A 22,939-nucleotide genomic window follows, 5' to 3' on the forward strand; every position below is an offset into this window, starting at 1 on the left:
CCTCAGGCTGATGGCATGACGACGACTATCGCACCTCGGACCGGGGTGCGCGGATGGCTGGGGCTGTCGGTACTGTGCCTGGCCACGCTCTTGCTCGCGGTCGACAACACGGTGCTCATGCTGGCCCTCCCTCACCTGGCCGCCGAACTGCATCCCAGCGGCACCGAGCTGCTGTGGATCACCGACGTGTACGGCTTCATGATCGCCGGATTCATCATCACCATGGGCTCGCTCGGCGACCGGATCGGCCGGCGCAGGCTGATGGTGATCGGCGCGGCGGCGTTCGGCGCCGCCTCGATCGTGGCCGCCTTCTCCACCACGACCACGATGCTGATCGCGGCGCGCGTGCTGCTGGGCCTGGCCGGCGCGGCGATGGGGCCGTCCGCCCTGGCGCTGGTGGCTGGGCTGTTCCCCGACGCGAAACGGCGGGCGATGGCGATCGGCGTGTTCACGGCCTGCTTCATGGGCGGGGCGGCGACCGGGCCGGTGATCGGCGGGATCCTGCTGGAGAGCTTCTGGTGGGGGTCGGTGTTCCTGATGGGGGTGCCGGTCATGGTCCTGGTCGTGGTCGGCGGCCTGTTCCTGCTGCCCGAGACCGCGACGGACGCGGGCTCTGGGCGGATCGACCTGGTCAGCGTGGCCATGTCGCTGGCGGCCGTGCTGCCCGTCGTGTACGGGCTGAAGGAGCTGGCGGACGACCCCGCACAGATCTCCGCGTACGTGGCGCTCGCCGCGGGGCTGGCGTTCTGCGTGGCGTTCGTGCGGCGGCAGGGCCGGCTGGCCGAGCCGCTCCTGGATGTGCGCCTGTTCAGCGACCGCTCGTTCACGGGGGCCTTGCTGATCCTGACGGTCGCCATGCTCGTGCAGGGCGGCGTGTACCTGTTCGTCAGCCAGCACCTGCAGCTCGTCGAAGGGCTCTCACCGCTGGCCGCCGGTCTGTGGATGGCGGTCCCGGCCCTGGGCCTGGTGGCCGGGTCGCTCGCGTCCCCGGTGCTCGCCGGGAAGCTGCGTCCCGGGCTGGTCGTCGGGTGGGGGCTGGTGCTATCGGCGGCCGGGTTCGCCGTGGTCCTCGTGGGCGACGGACTGGCCGCGCTAATCGCGGGCGTCACGGTGGCGTTCCTCGGCATGGCGCCGGTGGGCGCCCTGGGGCTCGGCCTCATCGTCGGGGCGGCGCCGGCCGAGCGGGCCGGGTCGGCGTCCGCGCTGGCGGAGAGCAGCGGCGAGCTGGGGATCGCGCTCGGCATCGCGCTGCTCGGCAGCCTCGGCGCCGCCGTGTACGGCGGTGCCGTCACCTCGCCCCGGGCGGGCGGCTCGCTGAACGAGGCGCTCGACGCCGCCGCCGGGCTGCCACCCGGCCCGGCGGCGGCGCTGGTGACGGAGGCGCAGGCCGCGTTCACCCAGGGACTGATGGCGGTCACTGCCGCGGGCGGGGTGTTCGCGCTGAGCCTGGCCGTGGTCTCCATGACGCTGCTGCGGCACTTGCGCCCGATCGGTGAGGAGAGCCACTGAATTAGCTTGGAGTGTCCTATAGATGGTCAATCGCCTGTTGGGGCACAGCCGTTGCCTTACGACAACACGTGCGGGGTGTTTCGGCCGAAACACCCCGCACGCACGTTCGAAATAACCCAAGATGACGATCGCTCGCCCCTGCCGAGGCCCAAGCTCCCTGCTCACCCGGGCAGACCCGGACTGGCGTCATCCGATCCGGATGATGCTCTTGCCGTGGGTCACTTCACCGGCGAGATCGGCGATGGCAGTCTCGACGTCGGCCAGCTCGTATTCGGCGGTGATTTCGATGCCGACCTTGCCGTTCCGCGAGGCACCGTCAGCGGCATGACGGACGTCGTGAAGGTTCTCCTCGCCGCGGCCACGCTGACCTGGCATGAGGACGAAGCGCACCTTCTTGGCCCCGCACGCCGACGCCATCGCCTGGCCAGGCCCCTCCATCACCTCGATCACTCAGCCCGCCAAGCTGGGACTGTTCGAAGACGGCGCACCCGTCCGCGTCCCCCTGCTGCGGCGGCATGGGTTGTTCGCAGGCATGTCGGGGGCGGGCAAGTCGGGCGGTGTGAACGTCCTGCTCGGGGACCTGGCCGCTTGCCAGGACGTCATCTTGTGGGCGGTCGACCTCAAGCGCGGCATGGAGCTGATGCCCTGGGCATCGTGCATCGATCGCCTGGCCACCACCCCGCAAGAGGCAGAGAACCTGCTGGCCGATGCCGTGGTCATCCTCGACGGACGGGCCGATGACCTCACCAGACGCGGCGAACGCGTCTGGGAACCGTCCCCGGACAGGCCCGCGCTGATCATCGTCATCGATGAGTACGCCGAGCTGGCCAGCGAGGCACCACGCGCCATCGACTACGCCGACTCGATCGCCCGACGTGGCCGCGCCCCAGCCGTCAACCTGATCGCCGCCACCCAACGCCCCTCCAAGGACGCCATGGGCAAGAGCGCGGTCCGCGCACAGATGGACGTCCGGCTGTGCTTCCGCGTGCGAGAGCCCCGCGACGGTGATCTCATCCTGGGACAGGGCATGGTCAAGGCCGGCTGGCATCCCCACAAGCTCGACGCCCCCGGCAGGTTCCTGATCAGCTCCCCAGAACACGACATCCCCCGCCGCGCCCGCACCTACCTCCTCGACGACGAGGGCGTACAGGTCACCGCCGCACGGCACGCCGAACACCGCCCATCCCTCGACGCGGTATCGGCTCAAGCCCTCCAACGCGCGACTGAGGCGCCTGCCCCGCTGCCGCAACCCGCCGTCCGACCGTCACCCCGACACGCCCGCGACAACGCCGTACGGGAAGCCGAGGAGGCCCTGACAACCGCGCTGAGGCAGGCCCCCGACGACAGGACAAGCATCGGTGATCTCATACGCGCAACCGGCATGCGCCGCACCTGGGTCTACCAGCGCCTCCAAGAACTAGGCCATGCGCGCCAGGTTGAACAGGTCGCGCGGGGACGCTGGCGCGCCCTCCCCGAGATACACGATCCGTAATCGTCCGCGTCCGTTGTCCGCGTCCGTCCGCGCGTCTGCGCGTGTATAGGGCGTGACAGGCACGGACGGACGAACGGACGGACGGACCATCACAGTCCGTAACCAGTAACACACGAACCCCGCGAAGGAAGAGAGCCGCCCACGACCAACCGAGAGGGGGGATGCACATGCAGGCATACACCGTCGAACAGGTCGCAGAGATGCTGAGCATCGGACGCGACAAGGTCTACTAACTCCGCACACAGCAGCTCAAGAGCATCAAGATCGGCAAGCTTCGCCGGATCACCGACCAGCACCTTGCCGACTTCATTTCCTCGCTGGAACCGATGGACGAGGCGTAGAACACCGTGCTGCACCGTTCTATATAGGCCGGACGCAAGGCACAGCCGCCCGTCCGGCCGGCGCCTCTTGATAACTGCATGACACGAAAGGAAGCCGTCTATGACGAGCGACCGAACGACCCTGCCTCCCGTACGGGTGGACACGGCGCTGAAGGACCGTCTCCGCAGGTACGCCGAGTCGCAGGAACGGGATGTGTCGTGGGTGATCAGGAAGGCGATCGAGGAGTACCTCAACCGTCACGAGAAGGGGTGATCCCTTGGCCAAGATCCTGATCGGCAAGTACGAAGCGACCATCTATCCCGAGGGGGACGGCTACACCGGAGCCATCTCCCTCGGGTTCGGCCCTGACGGCAAGCGCCAACGCCTCAAGCGGAAGGCCAAGACCAAGACCCTGGTCAAGGACAAGCTGATCAAGGCCGTAAAGGCCCTAGAGGCAGGCGTCACCGCATCGGAGACCTACACCGTGCGGGAAGCTGTCAACGACTGGCTCAGCAAGGGCCTCAAAGGCCGGTCCGAGAACACCGTCACCAAGCTACGCATCCTCGCCGAGACGCACGTCATCCCAGGGTTGGGAAAGATCAAACTCCAGCAGCTACGTGCCGATCACGTGGATGAGTGGCTCGACCAGCTCGCCGGCAAGCTGGCCACCACCACCCTCCGAGAGATCCACAGCGTGCTCAGGAGAGCCATCCGGCAAGCTCAGGCACGCGACATGGTCCTCAGGAACGTTGCCGAGCTGGTCACCACACCCACCGGTACGAATGGACGCCCCAGCAAGGCACTCACCCGGCAACAGGCAGAGGCCGTGCTCAAGGCCGCCGAGTTCTCCGAACTCCACGCCTACGTGGTGATCAGCCTCACCACGGGAGTCCGCACCGAGGAGGCACGGGCGCTGCGCTGGGATCACGTCGTCGCCTGGATACCAAGTCTCAAGACCTGGCATCCGGTGACGGAGGTGGGGTTCAAGCACAGGAAGTTCGCCATCTACGTATGGCGTGCCGATCGAGAAGGAGGGGACACCAAGACCCGCAAGTCTCGCCGCACGCTGGAACTGCCCAAGCTCGCGGCGCAGGCGCTCCGCCAACACCACACCCGCCAAGCCGTGCTCAAGCTCAAGGCCGGCGAGGCTTGGCAAGACCATCGCCGATCTTGTCGGGCACGCGGGCACCAGCGTCACAGAAGCGGTCTACCGGCACCAGCTCAGGCCGGTGATCACCAAGGGTGCCCAGACCATGAACACCATCTTCGGCGAGAAGCCCACGGGTTGAGAGTCCGACTGAGATGGCTCCCCGATTGGCTCCCATCGACTTCCAGACATGAGAAAAGGGCCTCTGGATTACTCCAAAGACCCTTCTCACCTGCATCTTCCTGGTGGAGATGAGGGGATTCGAACCCCTGACCCCTTCGATGCGAACGAAGTGCGCTACCGGACTGCGCTACATCCCCAAGGACTCGACCAGGTTAGCAAACTTTGAGGGGTCCTCGCGCCACCGTTGTCAGTCGCCCACCGCCCGCTTGGGCGGTTCGGCGTACTGATCGAACAGAACGTCCGTGTGCAGCGCCGTGAGATCGATGACCTCGGCCTGGGCGGCGGCCTCCGCGGCCCGTCGCCGCTCGCGTGCCCGCCGCAGGCGCTCAGCGCGCGCCTGGCGGGCGCGTTCGCGGCGTTCCCTATCGACTTGTACGGCGATGCGGAGAAACGCCATGTACGCGAACATGATGACGACCGAGGGAGCCACGCCCCACCACGGGATCATCTGGACCGCGGCCGTCACGACAGAGGCCAGCACCAGCAGCGTGGTGAAGAACAGCAGCCGCCGCCGGCGGGCCACGATGATGGCGCGGCGCCGGAGCCGGAACTGGCGCACATCGACCTTCTCGACCTCGGCAGGAGGCGACCCGTCGTCGTCGTCCGCGTCCGACGGGCCCAGGTTGTCGAGATCGGGAAGCTGGTGCTCGCCGGTGTAGTGCTCTTCGAGTTCGGCCAGTTCGGCCAGGTTTGTCTTGTCCTTGCGCAGCCACATCGGGATCAGGACGCAAAGCCACATCACGACGATGACCAGATAGAGGAAGGCGCTGCTCATGGGCACCTCCGGGCAGCACAAAGACGCGAGTGTGCTTGTCGCGCCTTCAATGTGCTCACGTCACGCACCGTAAGACCGCGTGTCACTAATTGACGAGCATTCGGTGCGGTGTGTCGCGAGATCGTCAAACCTCTTCGACGGAAGGCCCCCCGTGAGCAGCTGACTCACGCGCGCGACGCCACTGCACGAGCAGGCCGCCAGGAATGTCCTCAGCGGTCAACGCGTAGCAAATGTGGTCGCGCCAGGCTCCGTCGATGTGGAGTTGGCGCCGCCGAATGCCTTCTTCCCGGAATCCGAGCTTCTCAACCACCCGCCGGCTGGCTTGATTCTCGGGTCGGATGTTCGCTTCCAGCCGATGCAGCCCCGTGGTGAAGAAGCAATGGTCAACGGCCATGGCCAGGGCGGTGGGAGTGATCCCCTTCCCGGCGAGCGCGCCGTCGATCCAGTAGCCGACCTGGGCGGAACGGGCGGCGCCCCACACGATCGCGCCCACGGTCAGCTGCCCCGCGAAGCGCCCTCCGTACGTCATCACCCACGGCATCGCCAGGCCCTGCCGGGCCTCGCGGCGCAGGGTGCCGACCATGGAGACGTACGGGCCGAGCCCGGTCCTGAACAGCGGTGTCTCGGGGTTGCTTGGCTCCCAGGGGCGTAGCCAGTCGGCGTTTCGCAGCCGGGTCTCGCGCCACACGCGCACGTCGCTCAGCCGCAGCGGCCGGAGGCCTACCGGACCTTCGTTCAGGGTCACCGGCCAGCCACGAAGTCGATCCACACTCTCATCATCCCCCCATCGGGCATGATGTCGCCACGCATCACGGAATCGCGATCAGCGCGGGTGATCACCGCCCCGGATCTGATCGACCGCGTGCTGGAGAATCGGCGCGAGTACGGCGACGCCATCGCGTACGCCACCCGACGATCCGGGCAAATTAACGATCAAGGTGTTGCCCGCCTGGCCGGCCAGCCCTCTGGACAGAATCGAGGTCGGCACCTTTTCCCGATTCGCCAGCCGAATGGTCTCGGCTATCCCGGGAATTTCCCGAGAAATTACTCGGGCCGTCATCTCCGGGGTCAGGTCCATGGGCGTCAACCCGGTCCCCCCGGTGGTCACGATGACGTCGTACCCCTGCGCCACCCCGTCACGGAGCGCTGCTTCGACCGGCTCCCCGTCGGGCACCACCAAGGGGCCCTCCACGACCTCGCAGCCCGCGTCGCGGCGCAGCAGGTCAACGAGCAGCGGCCCGGATTTATCCGCATAAACCCCGGCCGACGCCCGGTTCGACACGGTGATCACGAGTGCGCGGATCATTCCGGCTCCCTGGTCCAGCGGCCGGTCTTGCCGCCCAGCTTCTCCTCCACCCGCACGTCGGTGATCACCGCGGCCGGATCGACCGCCTTGACCATGTCGATCAGCGCCAGCGCGGCCACGGAGACCGCCGTCAACGCCTCCATCTCCACGCCGGTGCGGTCGGCCGTCTTGACGCGGCAGGTGATCGCCACGCCCCAGTCCTCGACGTCCAGCGTGACCTTCACGCCATGCAACGCGATCGGATGGCAGAGCGGGATCAGGTCGGGCGTCCGCTTCGCCCCCATGATCCCCGCGATCCGCGCCACGCCCAGCGCGTCGCCCTTGGGCACCTCGCCGGACCGCAGCAGCTCCACGACCTCGCCCGACAGCAGCACCCGCCCGGTCGCCGTGGCGGTGCGGGCCGTCACGTCCTTGGCGGAGACGTCCACCATGCGAGCGGCCCCGGTCTCATCCACATGGGTCAGCCCCGAGTCGCTCACAGCCGGATCACCTCGACAGTCGCCCCCTCGGGCAGCTCGGTCACGTCCTCCGCCACCACGATCAGCGCGTTCGCCGAGGCCAGGGCGGCGAGCTGGTGCGAGCCCTGCCCGTGCGCCGGCGACACCGTGCCGTCCGAGGCCAGCACGCCGCGCAGGAACGACCGCCGCCCGGCGGGCGAGCGCACCGGCCCGGTCAGGCGGGCGGTCACCGATTCCGGCAGGTCCGCGGGGAGCCCGCGCATCTTGTCGAGCGCCGGACGTACGAACAGCATGAAAGACACAAAAGACGACACCGGGTTGCCGGGCAGCGCGAAGATCGGCACCTGGTCCTCCCCCAGCACGCCGAACCCCTGCGGCATCCCCGGCTGCATCGCCACCTTCTCGAACCGGACGGTCCCCAGCGGCGACAGAGCCTCCTTGACCGGCTCGTACGCCCCCATGGACACGCCACCGCTGGTGATGATCGCATCGGCCCGCATCAGGTGGGTGTCGAGCCGATCGAGGAGTACGCCCGGATCATCCCCGACGGACCCCGCCCGGAACCCCTCACCTCCGGCCTCCCGCACGGCGGCGGTCAGCGTGAAGCTGTTGGAGTCCCAGATCTGCCCGGGAGCCAGCGGAGCACCCGGCTCGACCAGCTCCGCGCCCGTCGAGATGACCACGACCCGGGGCCGGGGCCGCGCCCAGATCCGCCGCCGCCCCACCCCGGCGATGATCCCGAGCTGGGAAGGCCCGATCACCGTGCCCGGCTTGAGCACGACCTCACCGGCCTGCACGTCCTCCCCCGCCCGCCGGATCGCGTTGCCGGCGCTCACCGGGCGGGAGATCTGTACGGTGACCGTCCCGCCGTCCGTCCACTCGACCGGCACCACGGCATCGGCCCCGGCCGGCATGGGAGCACCGGTCATGATCCGTATGGCGTGCCCGGGCCCTATGGCCCGCAGCTCCTGGGACCCGGCCGCCACATCGTCCGTCACCGGCAACGTAACCGGAACATCCGAAATATCGGCAGCCCGTACGGCATAGCCATCCATGGCCGAGTTGTCGAACGGCGGCAGCGGCACCGGCGAGACGACCTCCTCGGCCAGCGTCGCCCCCAGCGCCTGCTCCAACTCCAGCTCCAGCGGCGCCAGCGGACGAACGGTGGCCAGGATCTCGGCCAGATGCTCGTCAACCGATTTCATCGAGGAACTCCCGCAGCCACGGCACGAAATCGGGCGCCAGGTCCTCCCGGTCCGCCGCGAACTTCACCACCGTCCGCAAATAGTCAAGCTTGTCGCCGGTGTCGTACCTGCGGCCTCTGAACAGCACCCCGTGCACGGGCCCGCCCTCTCCGGACCCGCGTCCGGCGAGCGTGCGCAGCGCGTCGGTGAGCTGGATCTCACCCCCGCGGCCCGGCGGCGTGTTCTCCAGCACCTCGAACACCGCGGGGTCGATCACATAGCGTCCGATGATCGCCCAGTTGGACGGCGCCTCGTCCACCGGCGGTTTCTCCACCAGGTCGGTCACGCGTACGACGTCGTCGTCGGCGGTGGCCTCGATGGTCGCGACGCCGTACAGGGAGACCTGCTCCTTGGGCACCTCCATCAGCGCGATCACGCTCCCCCCGAACGTGTCACGCACCTCGATCATGCGCTTGAGCAGCGGATCGCGATAGTCGATCAGGTCGTCGCCGAGCAGGCAGGCGAAGGGGTGGCCGCCGACGTGCTGCTTGGCGCAGAGCACCGCGTGGCCGAGCCCCTTGGGCTCGCCCTGACGTACGTAGTGGAGCGTCGCCAGCGAGGCCGGCTCGCGTACCTGGGACAACCGGTGCTCGTCGCCCTTGGCCTCAAGGGCCTCCTCCAGCTCGAACGCGCGGTCGAAGTGGTCCTCGATGGAGCGTTTATTCTTGCCGGTGACCATGAGGACGTCGAGGAGCCCAGCGGAGGCTGCCTCCTCGACGACATACTGGATCGCGGGCTTGTCGACGATGGGCAACATCTCCTTCGGTGTCGCCTTGGTCGCCGGAAGGAACCGGGTGCCCAGACCCGCGGCGGGCACGACGGCTTTCGTCACAGGGTCGAAGTCAGCCATGAGTAGACCCTAGTGGAGGTATGTGTGAACAAGCTGAACCTGCGTCGGGAGCTGATCTCGGCACGTGCCTCCCTCTCCCCCGAACAACAGCGGGCAAACTCCATCAAGATCCGCGAAACGCTGCTCGACCAGCCGTGGGTCCAGATGGCCGGTCTCGTGGCCTGCTACTGGTCAACGGGGTCGGAGCCGGATACGCACGGGCTCGTGTTCGCTCTCTGGAAACATGGAGCCACCGTTATCCTCCCCGTCCTGCTTGAGGACAATGACCTGGATTGGGCGGTGTACGACGGGCCGGACTCGCTCGCCCCGGGCCGCTTCGGGATCATGGAGCCGGTCGACACCCGCCGCGGCGTCGACGCCGTCCGCACCGCCGCCCTCGTGATCGTCCCGGCCCTGGCGGTGGACAGGACGACAGGTGTACGTCTGGGGCGCGGCGGCGGCTCGTACGATCGTGCCCTGGCCAGGGTGGGTCCCAACGTCCCGACCGTCGCGCTGCTGCACGACGGCGAGCTGATCGACGGCATCCCGGCGGAGCCTCATGACCGGCACGTCCGTTTTGCCGCAACCCCGGAGGGACTCACTAGGCTTATGTGACCGCAGGTACGAGAGGGGGCCAGATGACACTAGATGTCTGGCTTCTTCTGGGTGCCGCAATTGTCATCGCGGCCATCGCGTCCGTACGCATCGCGCACCGCACCGGCCTGCCCAGCCTGCTCGTGTTCCTCGGCTTCGGCCTGGTCCTGGGCGAGGCCGGGTTCGGGATCCCCTTCGACAACCCCCAGCTCGCCCAGCAGATCGGCCTGACGGCCCTGGCGGTGATCCTGGCCGAAGGTGGACTCACCACGAACTGGTCTCATGTGCGGCGTTCGGTCCCCTTGGCCCTGATCCTGGCGACCGTGGGCGTGACGGTCAGCATCGTCGTGGTGGCGCTGGCCGTACAGGCACTTCTCGGCATAGACCAGACGACGGCGCTGATCCTCGGCGCGGTGCTGGCCTCCACGGACGCCGCCGCCGTCTTCTCCGTGCTGCGCAGACTGCCGCTCCCGCCCCGGCTGGCGGGCGTGCTGGAGGCCGAGTCCGGCTTCAACGACGCCCCCACGGTCATCGCCGTGATGCTGCTCAGCGGGGCGGGGCGCTCTTCGGCGTCCCCGGGAACGTTCCTCCTCGAGACCGCGGCCGAGCTGATCATCGGTGCCGCGGTCGGCCTGGCGGTCGGCCCCGCGGGCGCGTACGCGCTGCGCCGCGTCGCCCTCCCCGCCTCCGGCCTCTATCCGCTCGCTGTGCTTTCGCTCACATTCGTCTCGTACGGCGGGGCCGTGCTGCTGCACGGCTCGGGGTTCCTGGCCGTCTACCTGACGGCGTTGATCCTGGGCAATTCGCGGCTGCCGCACCGGGCGGCGACCAGGGGGTTCGCGGAGGGCGCCGCGTGGCTGGCGCAGATCGGGCTGTTCGTCATGCTCGGTCTGCTGGCCAGCCCCAAGGAGATGCCGTCGTCCATCGTGCCCGGCCTGATCGCCGGCACCGTCCTCGTGCTCCTGGCGCGGCCGCTCTCGGTCATGGCGAGCTCGCTGCTGTCGTGGGCGCTGCGCTTGGGCAGGGTGAGCTGGCGCGAACAGGCGTTCCTGTCGTGGGCGGGACTGCGCGGCGCGATCCCGATCGTGCTCGCCACCATCCCCTGGGCGTCGAACGTGGAGGGATCGAAGGAGATCTTCAACGAGGTCTTCGTGATCGTCATCGTGTTCACGCTGCTGCAGGGGCCGACGCTGCCCTTTGTGGCCCGGCTGCTCGGGGTGGCGGCGCCCGGGGAGGCACACGACCTGGAGGTGGAGGCGGCACCGCTCGAAGAGCTCAAGGCGGACCTGCTGCAGGTCAAGGTGTTTCCCGGCTCGCGGCTGCACGGCGTGGAGATCTTCGAGCTCCGCCTGCCCGCCGGGGCGCAGGTGACGCTGATCGTCCGTGACGGCAAATCCTTCGTCCCCACCGGTAATACCAGGATCAGGGTGGAGGACCAGATCCTGCTGGTCACCACCGCCTCCTGCCGTGACCAGGTCGAACGCCGCTTGCGCGCCGTGAGCCGCAGCGGAAAGCTGGCGGGTTGGTACGGAGAGCGGGGACTGGAATAGGCGTTTGACCTAATCGGTTACCATTAGCAGTCGCATCCCTCGAGTGCCAGACCTTAAGGAGGAGCGCGTGCCGACGTACCAGTACGCCTGCAACGACTGCGGCGAGCAGCTTGAGGTCGTTCAGAAGTTCACCGACGACGCGTTGACGATCTGCCCTGCTTGCGAGGGGAACCTGCGGAAGGTCTTCTCGGCTGTCGGCATCGTGTTCAAGGGTTCGGGCTTCTACCGGACCGACAACCGCTCGTCGTCGACCTCGGCTTCCACGACGTCCTCTTCTTCCTCGTCGTCGAAGCCGGCGGAGAGCAAGTCCTCGGACACGAGCACGTCGTCGTCCCCTGCCGCCGCCCCCGCCGCAGCCTCCAGCTGACCCTTCCGCCGGCCTTTCCACCCCAGGACCTGGCCGCCCAGCGCCAACTGCCGCGGCCACGGGGACCTGGACGGGTTTCGCGCGCGTACGTTTCCGCGTCGCGTCGGCATGTTTCGGCGTCGTGCCCGCACGTTTTCGCGTTGCGTCCGCACGTTTTCGCGGTGCGCCCGCACGTTTTCGCGGTGCGCCCGCACGTTTTTCGCGATGCGCCCGCGCGCAAGGCCGTGTGCGGCGTCAGGCGGGGTCGCGTGCGCGCACCGACACGGGACACAGGCCCGCGCGGGACCGATCTCGACCCGCGCCTCATGTACGCCCACGGCGGGCCCGCAGCCAGGCCCTCCGTCACCATGCGTGCGATCTACACCCGCACCTGAACGGACCCGCGGGAAACCGGCACCGTCCACCACCACGGTGATGCACACGTCGGCAGCCGAAATCAAGTTATCCACAGAACGGAATTCGGCGTCCCCTGGCCCGTCCCCGATCCGGCTACTCTCTCGGCCATGGTCACTCGCGCAGACATCGGCGTCATCGGCGGTTCCGGCTTCTACTCGCTGCTCGACGACGCGGAAGAGATCAAGCTCGCCACACCCTACGGCCCCCCGAGCGACGTCGTCACCGTCGGACGCATCGGCACCCGTTCGGTGGCGTTCATCCCCAGACACGGGCGAGATCACCGTTTCCCCCCACACCGCATCCCCTACCGCGCCAACCTCTGGGCTCTGCGCATGCTCGGCGTGCGCCAGGTGCTCGCCCCCAGCGCCGTAGGCTCCCTCAGAGCCGAGTACGGCCCGGGCGCCATGGTCATCCCCGACCAACTCGTAGACCGCACCTCAGGCCGCGTCCAGACCTATTACGACGTGGACGGCGCGGTCCACGTCTCCTTCGCCGACCCCTACTGCCCGTCAGGCCGGGCCACCGCGGTGGAGACCGCCCGCTCCACCGGCTGGGAGACGGTCGACGGCGGCACCCTGGTGGTCATCGAGGGCCCGCGCTTCTCGACGCGGGCGGAGTCCCAGTGGTTCGCGGGCAACGGGTGGTCGATCGTCGGCATGACCGGCTTCCCCGAGGCCGTCCTGGCCCGCGAGCTGGCCCTCTGCTACACCTCGCTATCCCTGGTGACCGACCATGACGCCGGGGTGGAGGCCGGTCAGGGCGTCACGCATGACGAGGTCCTGGAGTTCTTCGCGCAGAACGTCACCCGCATGCGCACCTTGGTGGCGCAGACCGTACAAGCCCTCCCGGAAGAGCGCACCTGCCCCTGCAGGGCGGCGCTCGACGGCATCAAGCTCCCCTTCGAGCTGCCGTGATCCGGGCCTGGCTGATCCGCTACGGCCGTCGTCGCCGCCTCGTCGCGGCGGCGCTGGCCGCCCTGGCCGTCATGTCGGGCTTCATCGCCACCCGCCCCGAGCCGGCCCCCACGGTCCTGGTCGCGGCCCGCGACCTGTCTCCCGGCCTTCTCGGCCCGGGCGACCTGACCCCTGCGGCCCTCAACCATCCACCCACAGGTGCCGTACGCGCGGCCGCGGCGGGCCAGATCCTGGCGAGCCCCATGCGCAAGGGCGAGCCGCTGACGGATGTCCGCCTTCTCCACTCCTACCGGCTCCCACCGGGCATGGTCGCCACCCCGGTCCGCATCGCCGACGCCGCGACCGCGAGCCTCCTGACCCCGGGAGCCACGATCACCGTCCTGGCGGCCGGGGAGGAAACCCATCCGGCCCGCGCGGTAGCCGAAGACGTACGGATCATCACGATCCCCCGCACGCCCAAGACGACGAGCGAAACCCACGGCGCCCTGATCGTGCTCGCCACCACCCCGACCCAGGCCGCCGAACTCGCCTCCGCCCAGACGACCGGTCACCTTTCGATCACCATCAAATCTGACGCTACGTAATCACTCGGCTACGATTTTCGTCATGAGCGGATTCAAGAAGTTCCTCATGCAGGGGAACGTCATCGACCTGGCCGTGGCGGTCATCATCGGGGCGGCCTTCAACTCGATCGTGCAGTCGTTCGTGGCCGACCTCCTCACCCCGCTGATCTCGGCGTTCGGCGGCCTGCCCGACTTCGCCTCGCTCAAGGTCACGGTCGGCCGGTCCAACTTCATGTACGGCAGCTTCATCAACGCGGTCATCTCGTTCCTGCTGGTCGCCGCGGTGATCTACTTCGTGCTGGTGAAGCCGTACACGCACCTCAAAGACCGCAGTGCCGCCAAGGTCGGATCGAAGACCCGCGACTGCCCCGAATGCCTGTCGGAAATCCCCAGGGCCGCGTCCCGCTGCGCCTTCTGCAGCTCACAGGTCGCGTAGGGGCGGCTAGAGCAGCGAATCGATCTTGGGATCGTACTCCCAGTGCCATGGCTCGAACGGGCCGGTGTAGGCCCAGGAAGGATGGAACCACCCGTACCTCTTCGAGTTCTTCTCCATCCAGACGAACTCCGCCGACCCGGACCTCTCCACCCCACCACACAGGTCCACGGCCAGCCCGAGCCCGTGGTTGCTCCGCCCCGGCACGGCGGCGAACCCCGGCCGCCGGTAGTAGACCGACTGCTGCTCGGCCAGGCTCCGATAGGCGTCGGTGACGCACATGTTCTTCCCGAACCGCTTCCGATACGCCTCGTTCAGGCTCACGAACGCGATGGTGGCGTCGGCCCTCAGACTGAAACCCTTCTGCTGCAACGGACAGAGCATGCTCTTCGGAATCAGCCCGTTGGGATAGTCGTTGGCCGTCGCCGCCCGCAACGGATTGCATCCCAGCGCCGCCCGGCCAACCTTGTCGATCTTGATGCCCATCTTCACGAGCGCGGCGGTCAGCGACTTCACGATCTTGTCGGAACGCTGCCGGAGCGTGTCCACCTCGGCCGCCAGCTGTGCCTCGGCCAGCAGGTTGCCCGCCCGCAGTTCCTGCGCCTCCGCGGCCAGCCCCTCGGCCTGCTTGTAGAGCGCACTGGTCTGTTCGACGGCCTGCTGCCGTACGGAGACGATCTGAGTCACGTCGCTGAGCGCCCGCAGCGTGGTCTCGTCCGCGGTCCCGGACAGGAACGGCACGATCCCGTCCGCCACGATCGGCTGCTCATACAGCAGCTCGGCCATCTGCGACACCGGCTGCCGCATCACCGCGACCTTCTGCTCCAGCTCCTGCAGGGCCGCCAGCTTGGTCTTCAGCTGCTTCTCGGAGGCGGCGATGTCCGACCGCCGCTTCTCCAGTGCCTTGGTGGCATCCTCGAGCTCCTTGGCCGACCGCTCGGCCTCTTTGCGCAGCTCCGCCAGGTCGCCCGGCGCCTGCCGCTCCTGCTGCTGCACCACCTGCGCCTGAGCGCGCCCCTGCCCGGAAGGCACGAAAAGAGAAGCCACCGCCATGACTACCGCGATCAGACCCGCTGATCGAGGGGCTGGCACGTTCGACTCCTCCGTTTGCAAACTCGTTACCTGGGTCAGGCACGCACGTTACTACAGCCCCCCGAGTGCCCGGACCGAACTCGGGAGAGCTGTTATGAGACAAAAAGCGCACTCTGTCCGCCCACCCCCCACAACCAGCCAGATCCCAGCCCCAAATCAGGGCCAATCAGATCCCAGGCACCAAACTCCCGCCAACCCTCAACCCCACCCCTTCCTCCTTCTCCTCCCGGCACACATCCCACAACCAGGTGTCCACCCACTCCCCCGAACACCCCACCTGAGCGGGAGTCCGCACCGGAGCCGCCGGCGTCACAGGCTCCTCCACCCCCGGCTCCACATGCTCGACAGGCGGCACCAACGGAACAACAGCCCGCGGCCGCCGACTCACCACACGAACCGGCGCCGGCACACTCCCCTCGTACACCCGATCCGGATGCGCCGGCTCCCGCACCACCACCGGCCCAAACCCCGCCCGCACGACCCGCTCCCGAACCACCGCCGGGACACTCCCCTCAAACCCCCGCATCTCCCCAGCCAACAACCCCCCAGCAAGGATCGCCGGCGCCAACAACGCCCCGAACAACACGACAGGCCGCCGCCGCGCCTGCTTGCATCGCCTCCTGGTCACAGGCAGACGCTATCCACGCCGGATCCACAAGATTCCGACCACTTGTCATGCCTTTACCGCAGCTCAGAGCACCCATAACCAACCCCACCAAACTCACCCCGGCTCCACGTCCCACGCAGTGCCAGACTTTCGCTAGGCTTACGAGAGTCCGCCTCCGTAGCTCAGGGGATAGAGCACCGCTCTCCTAAAGCGGGTGCCGCAGGTTCGAATCCTGCCGGGGGCACTCTTCTGATCAGGTGTTTTGGCCTCTGACCTGCGGTTTCTCAGCCGCAGGTCTTTTGGTTTGTGGACCTTCATAGGCAGCCGACGGTGCCCGCGTGCAGCCGTAAGACCATGATCAGGGGACATATGAGGGATGATCTTGATGACGTTTTCCCAGGTCAGGCCTTGATTCTGAGCTATCGGGCCTCCGACAACCCGCTACGATCGCCCGGACATTGGACAAACACAGCCCCCTGATCGTGCCAAATACGTGCGCAGGCCGCTGGCATGCAACACTCCATCTGAGCCCTGCACCCATCAACTGAGATCATCACCTCGTTCGAAAGCAGCACGGGAGCCCGTAATGTCCGATTCCACGAAAGTGCTTCAGAACGGCCTCTACCTGCGCTAAACACGCAGGTGACCGAGAGCACTCCTGCGAACGCGGGGATGGTCCCAGCGATCCCATCCGATGGCGCGGGCCAAGCTGTGCTCCCCGCGCAGTCCCGTTGCCCCTGCCAACTCAGAGACTTACTGGGTGCTGCCCGCCCACGCGGGAATGGTCCCTACACGCTTGCCACGGGGCAGACGATCTACATGTGCTCCCTGCCCACGCGGGGATGGATCCCAAGCGGGCCGCTGGCCCCTCACCAGGTCGTGACGAACACAACATCTCATTTCTCGGACATCCCCTTCGGGTTCGCGTACGCCGCCGACTGCATCGCGTATAGGGTGGCGTACCGTCCGTCTGAGGCCATGAGCTGGTCGTGGGTGCCCTGCTCGACTATCCGCCCGTCGGCCAGCACCACGATGTGATCGGCCATGCGCACGGTCGAGAAGCGGTGGGACACGAGCAGGGTGATCGTTCCGTGGCGGCTGGCCGCCGCGGCGGACTGGGCCGCGAAGCGTTCGAACAGATCGTGCTCGGCCTGGGCGTCCAGGGCGGACGTCGGCTCGTCCAGGACCCGCATCAGGGGCGCCTCCCGCATGAGCCCGCGAGCCAGCGCGAGGCGCTGCCACTGCCCGTACGACGGCTCTACACCGCCGAAGACCGCTCCCAGCCTGGTGGCGAGGCCGTCTTCCAGGGCCGCGACGACGGAATCGGCTCCGGCCCGGCGCAACGCGTCGCCGATGCGGTCGAGGTCGTCGACCCGGGGCAGGTCGCCCACGCCCACCCCCTCGCGTACGGTCGACTGCAGCTTGAGGAAGTCCTGGTAGACGCCGGAGCACCGGGCCGCCCATGACGACGGGGCGACCTCCGCCAGGTCCCGGCCGTCGACGCAGACGCGGCCGCCGGTCGGCCGGTAGAGACCGGTGAGCAGTTTGACGAGAGTCGTCTTGCCGGCGCCGTTGACGCCCACGAGGCCAACGATGGATCCAGGCTCGATCGTCAGGTCCAGGTCACGCAGAACGGGCGCCGCCGCGTCAGAGTAGGCGAAGGAGACCCGCTCCAGCCTGACGCCGGTGGCGAGCCGCGCCGGCGCCGGCGCGCCGTCATACCGCTGCGCGGCCGCGTGGTCGAGCAGCCAGTGGTAGTGGCCGATGACCCGGCCGAACTCCCCTATCTCCCGCAGGCCGGCGGCGGTCATGTGGATCTGACTGCCGAGCTGCGTCGCCAGGGTGAGGATAAGCACGATGTCGCCCGCTCCGGCAGAGGCGCCATCGGCGATCGCCAGGGCGGCGATCAGCCCGGTGGTGAATCCGGCCCAGCCAGCGCAGCGCCACAGAGATCCGCGCAACCGGGCGGCCTCCTCCCGGCGCGTGACCCGGCGCCAGCCCTGGCCGGCTCGCTCGCTGAGTTCGTGCCCGGCACCGGAGACCCGGATCTCCTTGGCGGGTCCGGGCCGCAGGCACAGCTCGTGGAGCTCCCGCTCGTGCCGTACCTCCTCCGCGCACGCGTCCACGGTGGCGCGCAGCATGGACTGGGCGCGGCGCGCCGCCAGCAGCGGCAGCGCGGCGACCATGGCCAAGCCGGCGAGCGCCGGGTGGACCGAGGCGAGCAGCCAGACGCTGATCGCGATGCCGGCGATGCTGGCCGCCGCCTGGCCGTAGGCCCAGCACGACAGCGCGATGGCCCAGGCTCCCCGGCGCAACAGCAGGAGACGGTTGAGATAGTCGGGACGTTCGGCGTGCTCGATGGTGGGGATGCGGGCGGTGCTGCCGACGATCTCCTGGGTGAGCCGGACACTGACCTTCTCCATCAAGCCGATGCGCAGGGCGATCTCGACGCCGCCCAGGGCGGCGACGGAGGTGTGCGCGAGCACGCCGACGGCGGCCGCGACGGCGATCGAGACCCAGTCGGCGAGGCCCGCTGAGTCCACCAGCTCGCGTTGGCCGAGCGCCACCCCGGCCACGCCGACCGCGCGGAGCAGCGTCAGCAGGCAGGCAAGAGCCGCGTGGCGGGGGCTCGCCTCGAAGGCGAGCGTCAGAGTGCGGGTGAGTGTGCGGATCCTCATGAGGCCGCCGTGAAGCGTTCGGCCTGGAGCCGGAACAGGCGGGCGTACGCGCCGCCGGCCCGCAGCAGATCGGCATGACCACCGGACTCGATGATCCGCCCGCCATCCAGGACAACGATGCGGTCCGCGTGCTGCACGGTGGAGAGCCGATGGGAGATGAGCACGACCGTGGTGCCGGGGACGCCGGCGATGACCTGCTGGTAGAACTGCGTTTCCGCCTGGATGTCCAGGTTGGCGGTGGGCTCGTCGAGTATCAGCAGCCGGCGGCCGTGCTCGGCCGCGAACAGGGCGCGGGCAAGAGCGAGCCGCTGCCACTGCCCGCCGGACAGATCGGTGCCACCCGTTCCCGTGTGCCAGAGCGACGTGTCGAGTCCGGCGGGCAAATCCTCGATGACGTCGGATGCGCCAGCTACGTGGATGGCGCGGCGCAGGTCGTCGTCGGACGCGACGATCTCCGGAGCCGACAAGCGGATGTTGTCGCGTACAGAGCCCGAGTAGTGGACGAAGTCCTGGAACACCACCGCGATGTGGCGCCGCCAGCTCTCCACGTCCAGCCGTCGGAGGTCCGCGCCGTCGACGAGGATCCGCCCGGCCGAGGGTGTGTAGAGTCCCGTCAGCAGCTTGCTAAGGGTGGTCTTGCCGGCGCCGTTCACGCCGACGATCGCGAGCACCTCCCCAGGCTCGATCGTCAGGTCCAGGCCGCGGAGCACGGGTTCGGCGGCTCCGGGATAGGCGAAGGTGACGTTCTCGAAGCGGACGGGCCCGTAGCGCGCCGGCTCGCCGCCCGGGTCGGCGCCCGGCGCGTCGAGTTGGTCGAGGGCGCGGAGAGCGCCGAGGCCGTAGGCAATGTCGAGCGCCTCCTGTCCCATGTACGTGGCCTGGAAGATTGCCCAGGCGGCGGCGAGGCAGGTGGCCAGGCCGTCCACGGCGAGCCGACCCGTGGCCGCCGCAATGCCGGGCACCAGGAGGGCGGCCAGCGCCATGACCGCGGCGCTCGCCGCGACGGGGGCCTGCCTGCGCAACGAGGCCATGCGGGCCGTCCACATGATGTCCGTGGTCTCGGTGTGGGCGCGCAGACGGCGCTCCATCACCCAGTCGGCCAGTCCGAACATCCGAACCTCCTTGGCCGCCTCCGCCCCCGAGGCCACCTCCGCCCAGTACTCGGTGCGCCGCTGCTTGGACGTGAGTCCGTCCTCCACGGACACGGTGGAGGACCACTGCCGCAGCGCGTACGAGCGCTGGAGCAGGCATCCGGCCACCAGCAGGAGCGCGAGCAGCGGGAAGTGGCCGGCCAGGATCGCCCCGGCGGCCACGGCGCCGCCGGCGCGGAACACGATCATGAGTTGTCCCGTCGCGGCGGTGCCCGGGGATCGCACGCGCCAGGACTCGCCCCGGTCCGACGCCCGGCTCAACAGGTCCTGGAACTCCTCGTCCTCAAGGTGGGCGATGCCGCGCTGCCGGAGGGCGATCTGCCGCACCCGGGTGCGGACGTGCCCGTCGATACTGCGCGAGCAGGTGGCGCCGAGCGGATCCTGCAGGGACTCCGCCGTCCGCTGGACGAGAAGCACTGCGGCGAGCGTCGCGAGCGGCGCCACGACGTCGCCGCCCGCCGCGATCGCGCCGACCAGCCATCCGGCCGCCAGGGACATGGCCGCCGGCGCGGCCGCCGCCAGGAGCAGGCAGGCGATGAGGGCCGCAGGACGCGCCCGCCCGGCCAAGCGCAACAGGCGAACGAGGCGCGCCCGCTCGCGAACCAGGCCGGTCAACCCCGTGCTCCCTCAAGCAGGGTAATGAGCGCCCGGTAGTCCGTCTTCCCGTTGGCCGTGAGCGGGAGTTCCGGCAGCACCTGGACGCGGGACGGCATCATGTACGCGGGCAGCGCGTCCCGCAACCGTGAGCGCAACGTGGCCGGCTCACACTCTTCGGAGACCACGAATGCCGCCACGCCCTCGGCGGTCAAGCCCACGACCGGCCAGCCGAGGGCGGCGGTGGCGCGGACACCGGGGAGCGCGTTCATCGCCGCCTCGATGTCGCCCAGTTCGACGCGGTGGCCGTTGACCTTGATCTGCCGGTCGGCGCGCCCGACGAAGTGCAGGCATCCGTCGGCGTCGCGGCGGACCAGATCCCCGGTCCGGTAGTAGACCTTCGCGGAGTCGCCGAGCCTGACCAGGGAAGCCGCCGTCCGCCGCGCGTCCCGCCAGTATCCGGCGAAGCACTGCGTCCCGCCCAGCAGCAACTCGCCGCTGTCGGCCGGCCGCCCGTGCTCGGGGTCGACGATGGCGGCCAGAGTCCCGGGCATGGGGTGGCCGATGGGGACGACGTCGTTCGCGCACCGGGACGGCGACGTGCCGCCGTCCCACGAATAGGCGAAGCAGGCGACCGTCGCCTCGGTCGGTCCGTACAGGTTCTCGATGACCGAGTCCGGCGCCGCCGTCTGCCATTCCTCCACGACGTCGCGTGGTAACGCCTCTCCGCAGAACAAGCTGAGACGCAAGCCGGGAAAGGCCCCCGGACGCAGGCCCCGGCGGGCCGACAGCAGGCGCGCCAGCGACGGGACGGAGACCCACGCCGAGCATCCTGCCCTGCCGAGCGTACGCTCCGGAGCCAGCACCATGTCACGCCGGTCGAGCACGGCCACAGCCGCCCCGCCTGCCCAGGCGCCGAAGGTGCTGAGGATGGAGAGGTCGAAGCTGAGGTCGGAGAACTGGGCGACCACGTCCTCCGGGGAGAGCCGGTACCGGGCGCCGACCCAGTCCAGGAACGCCTGAAGGTTGGCACGCGTGATCGGCACCCCCTTGGGAGAGCCGGTGCTGCCCGAGGTGAAGAAGATGTAGGCAAAGCCCTCCCCCGGACTCTCCTCGGGAACACTGGAGCCGCTCGGCGGTGACACGAGGAACGGCACGCGCTCTTCCACGCCGGCGGCCCGCGCCGCGGCCTCCAGCAGCGGCACATCCTCCTGCTCGCAGACGACCGCGCCGGGCTCGGCGGACCTCAGGATGGCGGCCACCCGGTCCCGCGGATGCGCGGGGTTGATCGGCACCCACGCCGCGCCCAGGACGGAGCAGGCCAGGGCTCCGGCGAACCCGAGCAGCCGGGGACCGCTCATAACGGCTATCCGCGGCGGCGGCTCCCCGAACCGGTCGAGCAGGCCAGCGGCGATGCCGCCCACTTGTGACCACAGTTCGGCGAAGGTGACCCGGCGTCCCTGGACGATGAGCGCGGTCGCGTCGGGCCGGTGGCGTACGGCGTGGCTGACGCCTGCATGCAGTGACATCTCAGCCTGCCATTCCCGGTCGCAGGACCCTGCGGTCCAGGAAGGCGAGGTGGCCGTTCGCGCTCATCAGGCGATCGTCGGGCTGGTTGAGGCCGGCGGCGCGGAGATCTCGCAGGTGCCGTTCCAGGGGGATGTCCGAGTTCTGCAGATATCCGGTGGCCACGCCGGCGGCGTGGATGAGCTGGTTGATCACCTCGTACGAGGCTTCGGCGGCGGCAACCTTGACGTTGTTCAGATGGATCTGCAGATCAGGCAGGCGGCCGTCGGGAATGCCGTGCGACCGCGCGTCGGCGGCGTAGTCGCAGACCGTACGTACGTAGGAGGAGGCGAGTTCGAGGGTCAGGCGGGCCCGCGCGATCCTGAGCAACGTCGCCTCCTGCCCCGTGGCCGCCGCGCCCTGGCGCCTCAGCTTCGCCGTCGTCTCGGCGAGTGCGGTCCTGGCGGTACCGAGCCAGCATGCCGCCCAGGCGAGATGGGATGTGGGGATGAGGCTCTCCATCGCCACCCGCCGCATGCCGCCGGCGGTCTCGATGATCTGGTGGTGAGCGACCGAGCCCCTGATCTCGGCCCCGGCGCTGCGCGTGCCGCGCATGCCGAGCGCATTCCACTCGCCGCGGACGGCGAAGTCGACCTGCCGCCGATGTGCGTAGACGAGCCGGACGTCGCCGTTCGGCGCTGATTCCGACCTCCGGAGGGTGATCAAGTAGCCGTCCGCATAGGCGCCGCCCGTCACCACGGGCGCGAATCGGGTGAAGGACACCATGTCCCCAAGGTCGACCATCGCCTCCGCGACCGAGAAAAGATCGCCGCTGCCCTTCTGCGAGGTGACCGAGGCGATGTAGACCTCCCCCCGTGCCACGGCGGGCAGGACGTCCCCGCGCAGCTCCGCGCCGCCGAACCGGGCGATGGCGTCCACCTGCTGGCAGTGCATCGCCCACATGAAGGCCGTGCTCACGCATCCGCCGCCGAGGATCTCCGCAGCGTCCACCAGTTCACGCAGGCCGAGCCCCATCCCGCCGTACGCGCGCGGCACCAGCAGTCCCATGAGGCCTGATGCGCGAATTGCGGCCATGCTCTCCTCGGGAAACCGCGCCTGGCTGTCCACCGCTCCCGCGTTCCGCCGCAGGACCGCGACGAGTTCACGGGCGATCGTCCGTGCGGACGTGCTTTCGTCTGTCGTTGTGGAGGCTTCTGCTTGCGTCACCGT

At 68.9% G+C, this 22,939-nt stretch carries 22 protein-coding genes and 2 tRNA genes; 11 read left to right on the forward strand and 13 right to left on the reverse strand.

The window, feature by feature from the left end; all coding sequences use genetic code 11:
- The first annotated feature begins 15 nt into the window (after positions 1–15).
- Positions 16–1,509, forward strand: a complete 1,494-nt coding sequence (locus tag HD596_RS08385; RefSeq protein WP_185068718.1) for an MFS transporter — start codon at positions 16–18, stop codon at positions 1,507–1,509.
- A 186-nt stretch (positions 1,510–1,695) separates the two neighbouring features.
- On the opposite strand, the gene HD596_RS08390 is transcribed toward HD596_RS08385, so the two are convergent.
- A complete protein-coding gene (locus HD596_RS08390; protein WP_185068719.1) occupies positions 1,696–1,899 on the reverse strand; it encodes a hypothetical protein in 204 nt (67 codons plus the stop codon).
- Here HD596_RS08390 and HD596_RS08395 point away from each other — a divergent pair.
- From HD596_RS08395 to HD596_RS08405, 3 genes are all read left to right on the forward strand, one after another.
- On the forward strand, positions 1,883–3,001 hold the full coding sequence (locus HD596_RS08395; protein ID WP_185068720.1) for a hypothetical protein: 1,119 nt from the start codon (positions 1,883–1,885) through the stop codon (positions 2,999–3,001). The two genes, HD596_RS08390 and HD596_RS08395, sit on opposite strands and share 17 nt — an antisense overlap.
- Positions 3,002–3,442: 441 nt before the next feature.
- The gene (locus HD596_RS08400; protein ID WP_185068721.1) at positions 3,443–3,595 is read left to right on the forward strand and encodes a CopG family ribbon-helix-helix protein; all 153 of its coding nucleotides are present in this window, start codon (positions 3,443–3,445) and stop codon (positions 3,593–3,595) included.
- 4 nt (positions 3,596–3,599) lie between these two features.
- Entirely contained in the window at positions 3,600–4,724 is a 1,125-nt protein-coding gene (locus tag HD596_RS08405; protein WP_221519230.1) for a phage integrase central domain-containing protein, read from the forward strand.
- Here the strand turns inward: HD596_RS08405 and HD596_RS08410 are convergent.
- The 7 genes from HD596_RS08410 to galU all read right to left on the reverse strand — a co-directional run bounded on the left by HD596_RS08410 (position 4,713) and on the right by galU (position 9,285).
- A tRNA-Ala gene (locus HD596_RS08410) sits at positions 4,713–4,789 on the reverse strand. The two genes, HD596_RS08405 and HD596_RS08410, sit on opposite strands and share 12 nt — an antisense overlap.
- 50 nt (positions 4,790–4,839) lie before the next feature.
- Complete coding sequence (gene sepX / locus HD596_RS08415; RefSeq protein WP_185068722.1) at positions 4,840–5,427, reverse strand: divisome protein SepX/GlpR; 588 nt, start codon at positions 5,425–5,427, stop codon at positions 4,840–4,842.
- A 124-nt stretch (positions 5,428–5,551) separates the two neighbouring features.
- The gene (locus tag HD596_RS08420) at positions 5,552–6,196 is read right to left on the reverse strand and encodes a GNAT family N-acetyltransferase (protein ID WP_185068723.1); all 645 of its coding nucleotides are present in this window, start codon (positions 6,194–6,196) and stop codon (positions 5,552–5,554) included.
- A 54-nt stretch (positions 6,197–6,250) separates the two neighbouring features.
- The gene (locus tag HD596_RS08425) at positions 6,251–6,733 is read right to left on the reverse strand and encodes a MogA/MoaB family molybdenum cofactor biosynthesis protein (RefSeq protein WP_185068724.1); all 483 of its coding nucleotides are present in this window, start codon (positions 6,731–6,733) and stop codon (positions 6,251–6,253) included.
- Positions 6,730–7,212 carry a cyclic pyranopterin monophosphate synthase MoaC gene (gene moaC, locus HD596_RS08430; protein ID WP_185068725.1) on the reverse strand — a complete coding sequence of 161 codons (483 nt, stop codon included), beginning with the start codon at positions 7,210–7,212 and terminating at the stop codon, positions 6,730–6,732. Before moaC ends, HD596_RS08425 begins: the two co-directional genes overlap by 4 nt.
- Entirely contained in the window at positions 7,209–8,396 is a 1,188-nt protein-coding gene (glp, locus tag HD596_RS08435) for a molybdotransferase-like divisome protein Glp (protein ID WP_185068726.1), read from the reverse strand. Before glp ends, moaC begins: the two co-directional genes overlap by 4 nt.
- On the reverse strand, positions 8,383–9,285 hold the full coding sequence (gene galU / locus HD596_RS08440) for a UTP--glucose-1-phosphate uridylyltransferase GalU (RefSeq protein ID WP_185068727.1): 903 nt from the start codon (positions 9,283–9,285) through the stop codon (positions 8,383–8,385). The genes glp and galU overlap by 14 nt, the downstream gene beginning before the upstream one ends.
- A 24-nt stretch (positions 9,286–9,309) precedes the next feature.
- On the opposite strand from galU, the gene HD596_RS08445 reads away from it, so the two are divergent.
- From HD596_RS08445 to mscL, 6 genes are all read left to right on the forward strand, one after another.
- A complete protein-coding gene (locus HD596_RS08445; RefSeq protein ID WP_185068728.1) occupies positions 9,310–9,879 on the forward strand; it encodes a 5-formyltetrahydrofolate cyclo-ligase in 570 nt (189 codons plus the stop codon).
- A 23-nt stretch (positions 9,880–9,902) separates the two neighbouring features.
- Positions 9,903–11,408 carry a potassium/proton antiporter gene (locus tag HD596_RS08450; protein WP_185068729.1) on the forward strand — a complete coding sequence of 502 codons (1,506 nt, stop codon included), beginning with the start codon at positions 9,903–9,905 and terminating at the stop codon, positions 11,406–11,408.
- A 67-nt stretch (positions 11,409–11,475) separates the two neighbouring features.
- A complete protein-coding gene (locus tag HD596_RS08455; RefSeq protein WP_185068730.1) occupies positions 11,476–11,775 on the forward strand; it encodes an FmdB family zinc ribbon protein in 300 nt (99 codons plus the stop codon).
- Positions 11,776–12,278: 503 nt separating this feature from the next.
- Complete coding sequence (locus HD596_RS08460) at positions 12,279–13,085, forward strand: S-methyl-5'-thioadenosine phosphorylase (protein WP_185068731.1); 807 nt, start codon at positions 12,279–12,281, stop codon at positions 13,083–13,085.
- Positions 13,082–13,669, forward strand: coding sequence for an RcpC/CpaB family pilus assembly protein (locus HD596_RS08465; protein WP_313043288.1), 588 nt, complete (start codon positions 13,082–13,084; stop codon positions 13,667–13,669). The genes HD596_RS08460 and HD596_RS08465 overlap by 4 nt, the downstream gene beginning before the upstream one ends.
- A 22-nt stretch (positions 13,670–13,691) precedes the next feature.
- On the forward strand, positions 13,692–14,084 hold the full coding sequence (gene mscL / locus HD596_RS08470) for a large conductance mechanosensitive channel protein MscL (protein WP_185068732.1): 393 nt from the start codon (positions 13,692–13,694) through the stop codon (positions 14,082–14,084).
- 6 nt (positions 14,085–14,090) lie between these two features.
- Here mscL and HD596_RS64675 read toward each other — a convergent pair whose 3' ends face one another.
- Positions 14,091–15,134 (reverse strand): D-alanyl-D-alanine carboxypeptidase family protein, encoded by a 1,044-nt coding sequence (locus tag HD596_RS64675; RefSeq protein WP_185068733.1) that lies wholly within the window; start codon positions 15,132–15,134, stop codon positions 14,091–14,093.
- Positions 15,135–15,951: 817 nt separating this feature from the next.
- Here HD596_RS64675 and HD596_RS08480 point away from each other — a divergent pair.
- A tRNA-Arg gene (locus tag HD596_RS08480) sits at positions 15,952–16,024 on the forward strand.
- Between the two features lie 652 nt (positions 16,025–16,676).
- Here HD596_RS08480 and HD596_RS08485 read toward each other — a convergent pair.
- Genes HD596_RS08485 through HD596_RS64680 form a run of 4 tightly spaced genes read right to left on the reverse strand, consistent with a single transcriptional unit; the run spans position 16,677 to position 22,936 of the window.
- Positions 16,677–18,458: an ABC transporter ATP-binding protein gene (locus tag HD596_RS08485; RefSeq protein WP_185068734.1), complete on the reverse strand. Its 1,782-nt coding sequence runs from the start codon at positions 18,456–18,458 to the stop codon at positions 16,677–16,679.
- Positions 18,455–20,224: an ABC transporter ATP-binding protein gene (locus tag HD596_RS08490; RefSeq protein ID WP_185068735.1), complete on the reverse strand. Its 1,770-nt coding sequence runs from the start codon at positions 20,222–20,224 to the stop codon at positions 18,455–18,457. The genes HD596_RS08485 and HD596_RS08490 overlap by 4 nt, the downstream gene beginning before the upstream one ends.
- Positions 20,221–21,732: an AMP-binding protein gene (locus tag HD596_RS08495; RefSeq protein ID WP_185068736.1), complete on the reverse strand. Its 1,512-nt coding sequence runs from the start codon at positions 21,730–21,732 to the stop codon at positions 20,221–20,223. Before HD596_RS08495 ends, HD596_RS08490 begins: the two co-directional genes overlap by 4 nt.
- 1 nt (position 21,733) lies before the next feature.
- On the reverse strand, positions 21,734–22,936 hold the full coding sequence (locus HD596_RS64680; protein ID WP_185068737.1) for an acyl-CoA dehydrogenase family protein: 1,203 nt from the start codon (positions 22,934–22,936) through the stop codon (positions 21,734–21,736).
- Between the last annotated feature and the right edge of the window lie 3 nt (positions 22,937–22,939).

The sequence above is a fragment of the Nonomuraea jabiensis genome, assembly GCF_014204795.1.
GTDB classification, from domain to species: domain Bacteria; phylum Actinomycetota; class Actinomycetes; order Streptosporangiales; family Streptosporangiaceae; genus Nonomuraea; species Nonomuraea jabiensis.

Bases quoted from the DNA above. Each gene is read 5' to 3' on its own strand.
- HD596_RS08395 (WP_185068720.1), top strand. From the start codon at position 1,883: ATGAGGACGAAGCGCACCTTCTTGGCCCCGCACGCCGACGCCATCGCC.
- sepX (WP_185068722.1), bottom strand. From the start codon at position 5,427: ATGAGCAGCGCCTTCCTCTATCTGGTCATCGTCGTGATGTGGCTTTGC.
- HD596_RS08400 (WP_185068721.1), top strand. From the start codon at position 3,443: ATGACGAGCGACCGAACGACCCTGCCTCCCGTACGGGTGGACACGGCG.
- HD596_RS08495 (WP_185068736.1), bottom strand. From the start codon at position 21,732: ATGTCACTGCATGCAGGCGTCAGCCACGCCGTACGCCACCGGCCCGAC.
- HD596_RS08425 (WP_185068724.1), bottom strand. From the start codon at position 6,733: ATGATCCGCGCACTCGTGATCACCGTGTCGAACCGGGCGTCGGCCGGG.
- HD596_RS08385 (WP_185068718.1), top strand. From the start codon at position 16: ATGACGACGACTATCGCACCTCGGACCGGGGTGCGCGGATGGCTGGGG.
- galU (WP_185068727.1), bottom strand. From the start codon at position 9,285: ATGGCTGACTTCGACCCTGTGACGAAAGCCGTCGTGCCCGCCGCGGGT.
- HD596_RS08460 (WP_185068731.1), top strand. From the start codon at position 12,279: ATGGTCACTCGCGCAGACATCGGCGTCATCGGCGGTTCCGGCTTCTAC.
- mscL (WP_185068732.1), top strand. From the start codon at position 13,692: ATGAGCGGATTCAAGAAGTTCCTCATGCAGGGGAACGTCATCGACCTG.
- glp (WP_185068726.1), bottom strand. From the start codon at position 8,396: ATGAAATCGGTTGACGAGCATCTGGCCGAGATCCTGGCCACCGTTCGT.
- HD596_RS08450 (WP_185068729.1), top strand. From the start codon at position 9,903: ATGACACTAGATGTCTGGCTTCTTCTGGGTGCCGCAATTGTCATCGCG.
- HD596_RS08485 (WP_185068734.1), bottom strand. From the start codon at position 18,458: ATGAGGATCCGCACACTCACCCGCACTCTGACGCTCGCCTTCGAGGCG.
- HD596_RS64675 (WP_185068733.1), bottom strand. From the start codon at position 15,134: ATGGCGGTGGCTTCTCTTTTCGTGCCTTCCGGGCAGGGGCGCGCTCAG.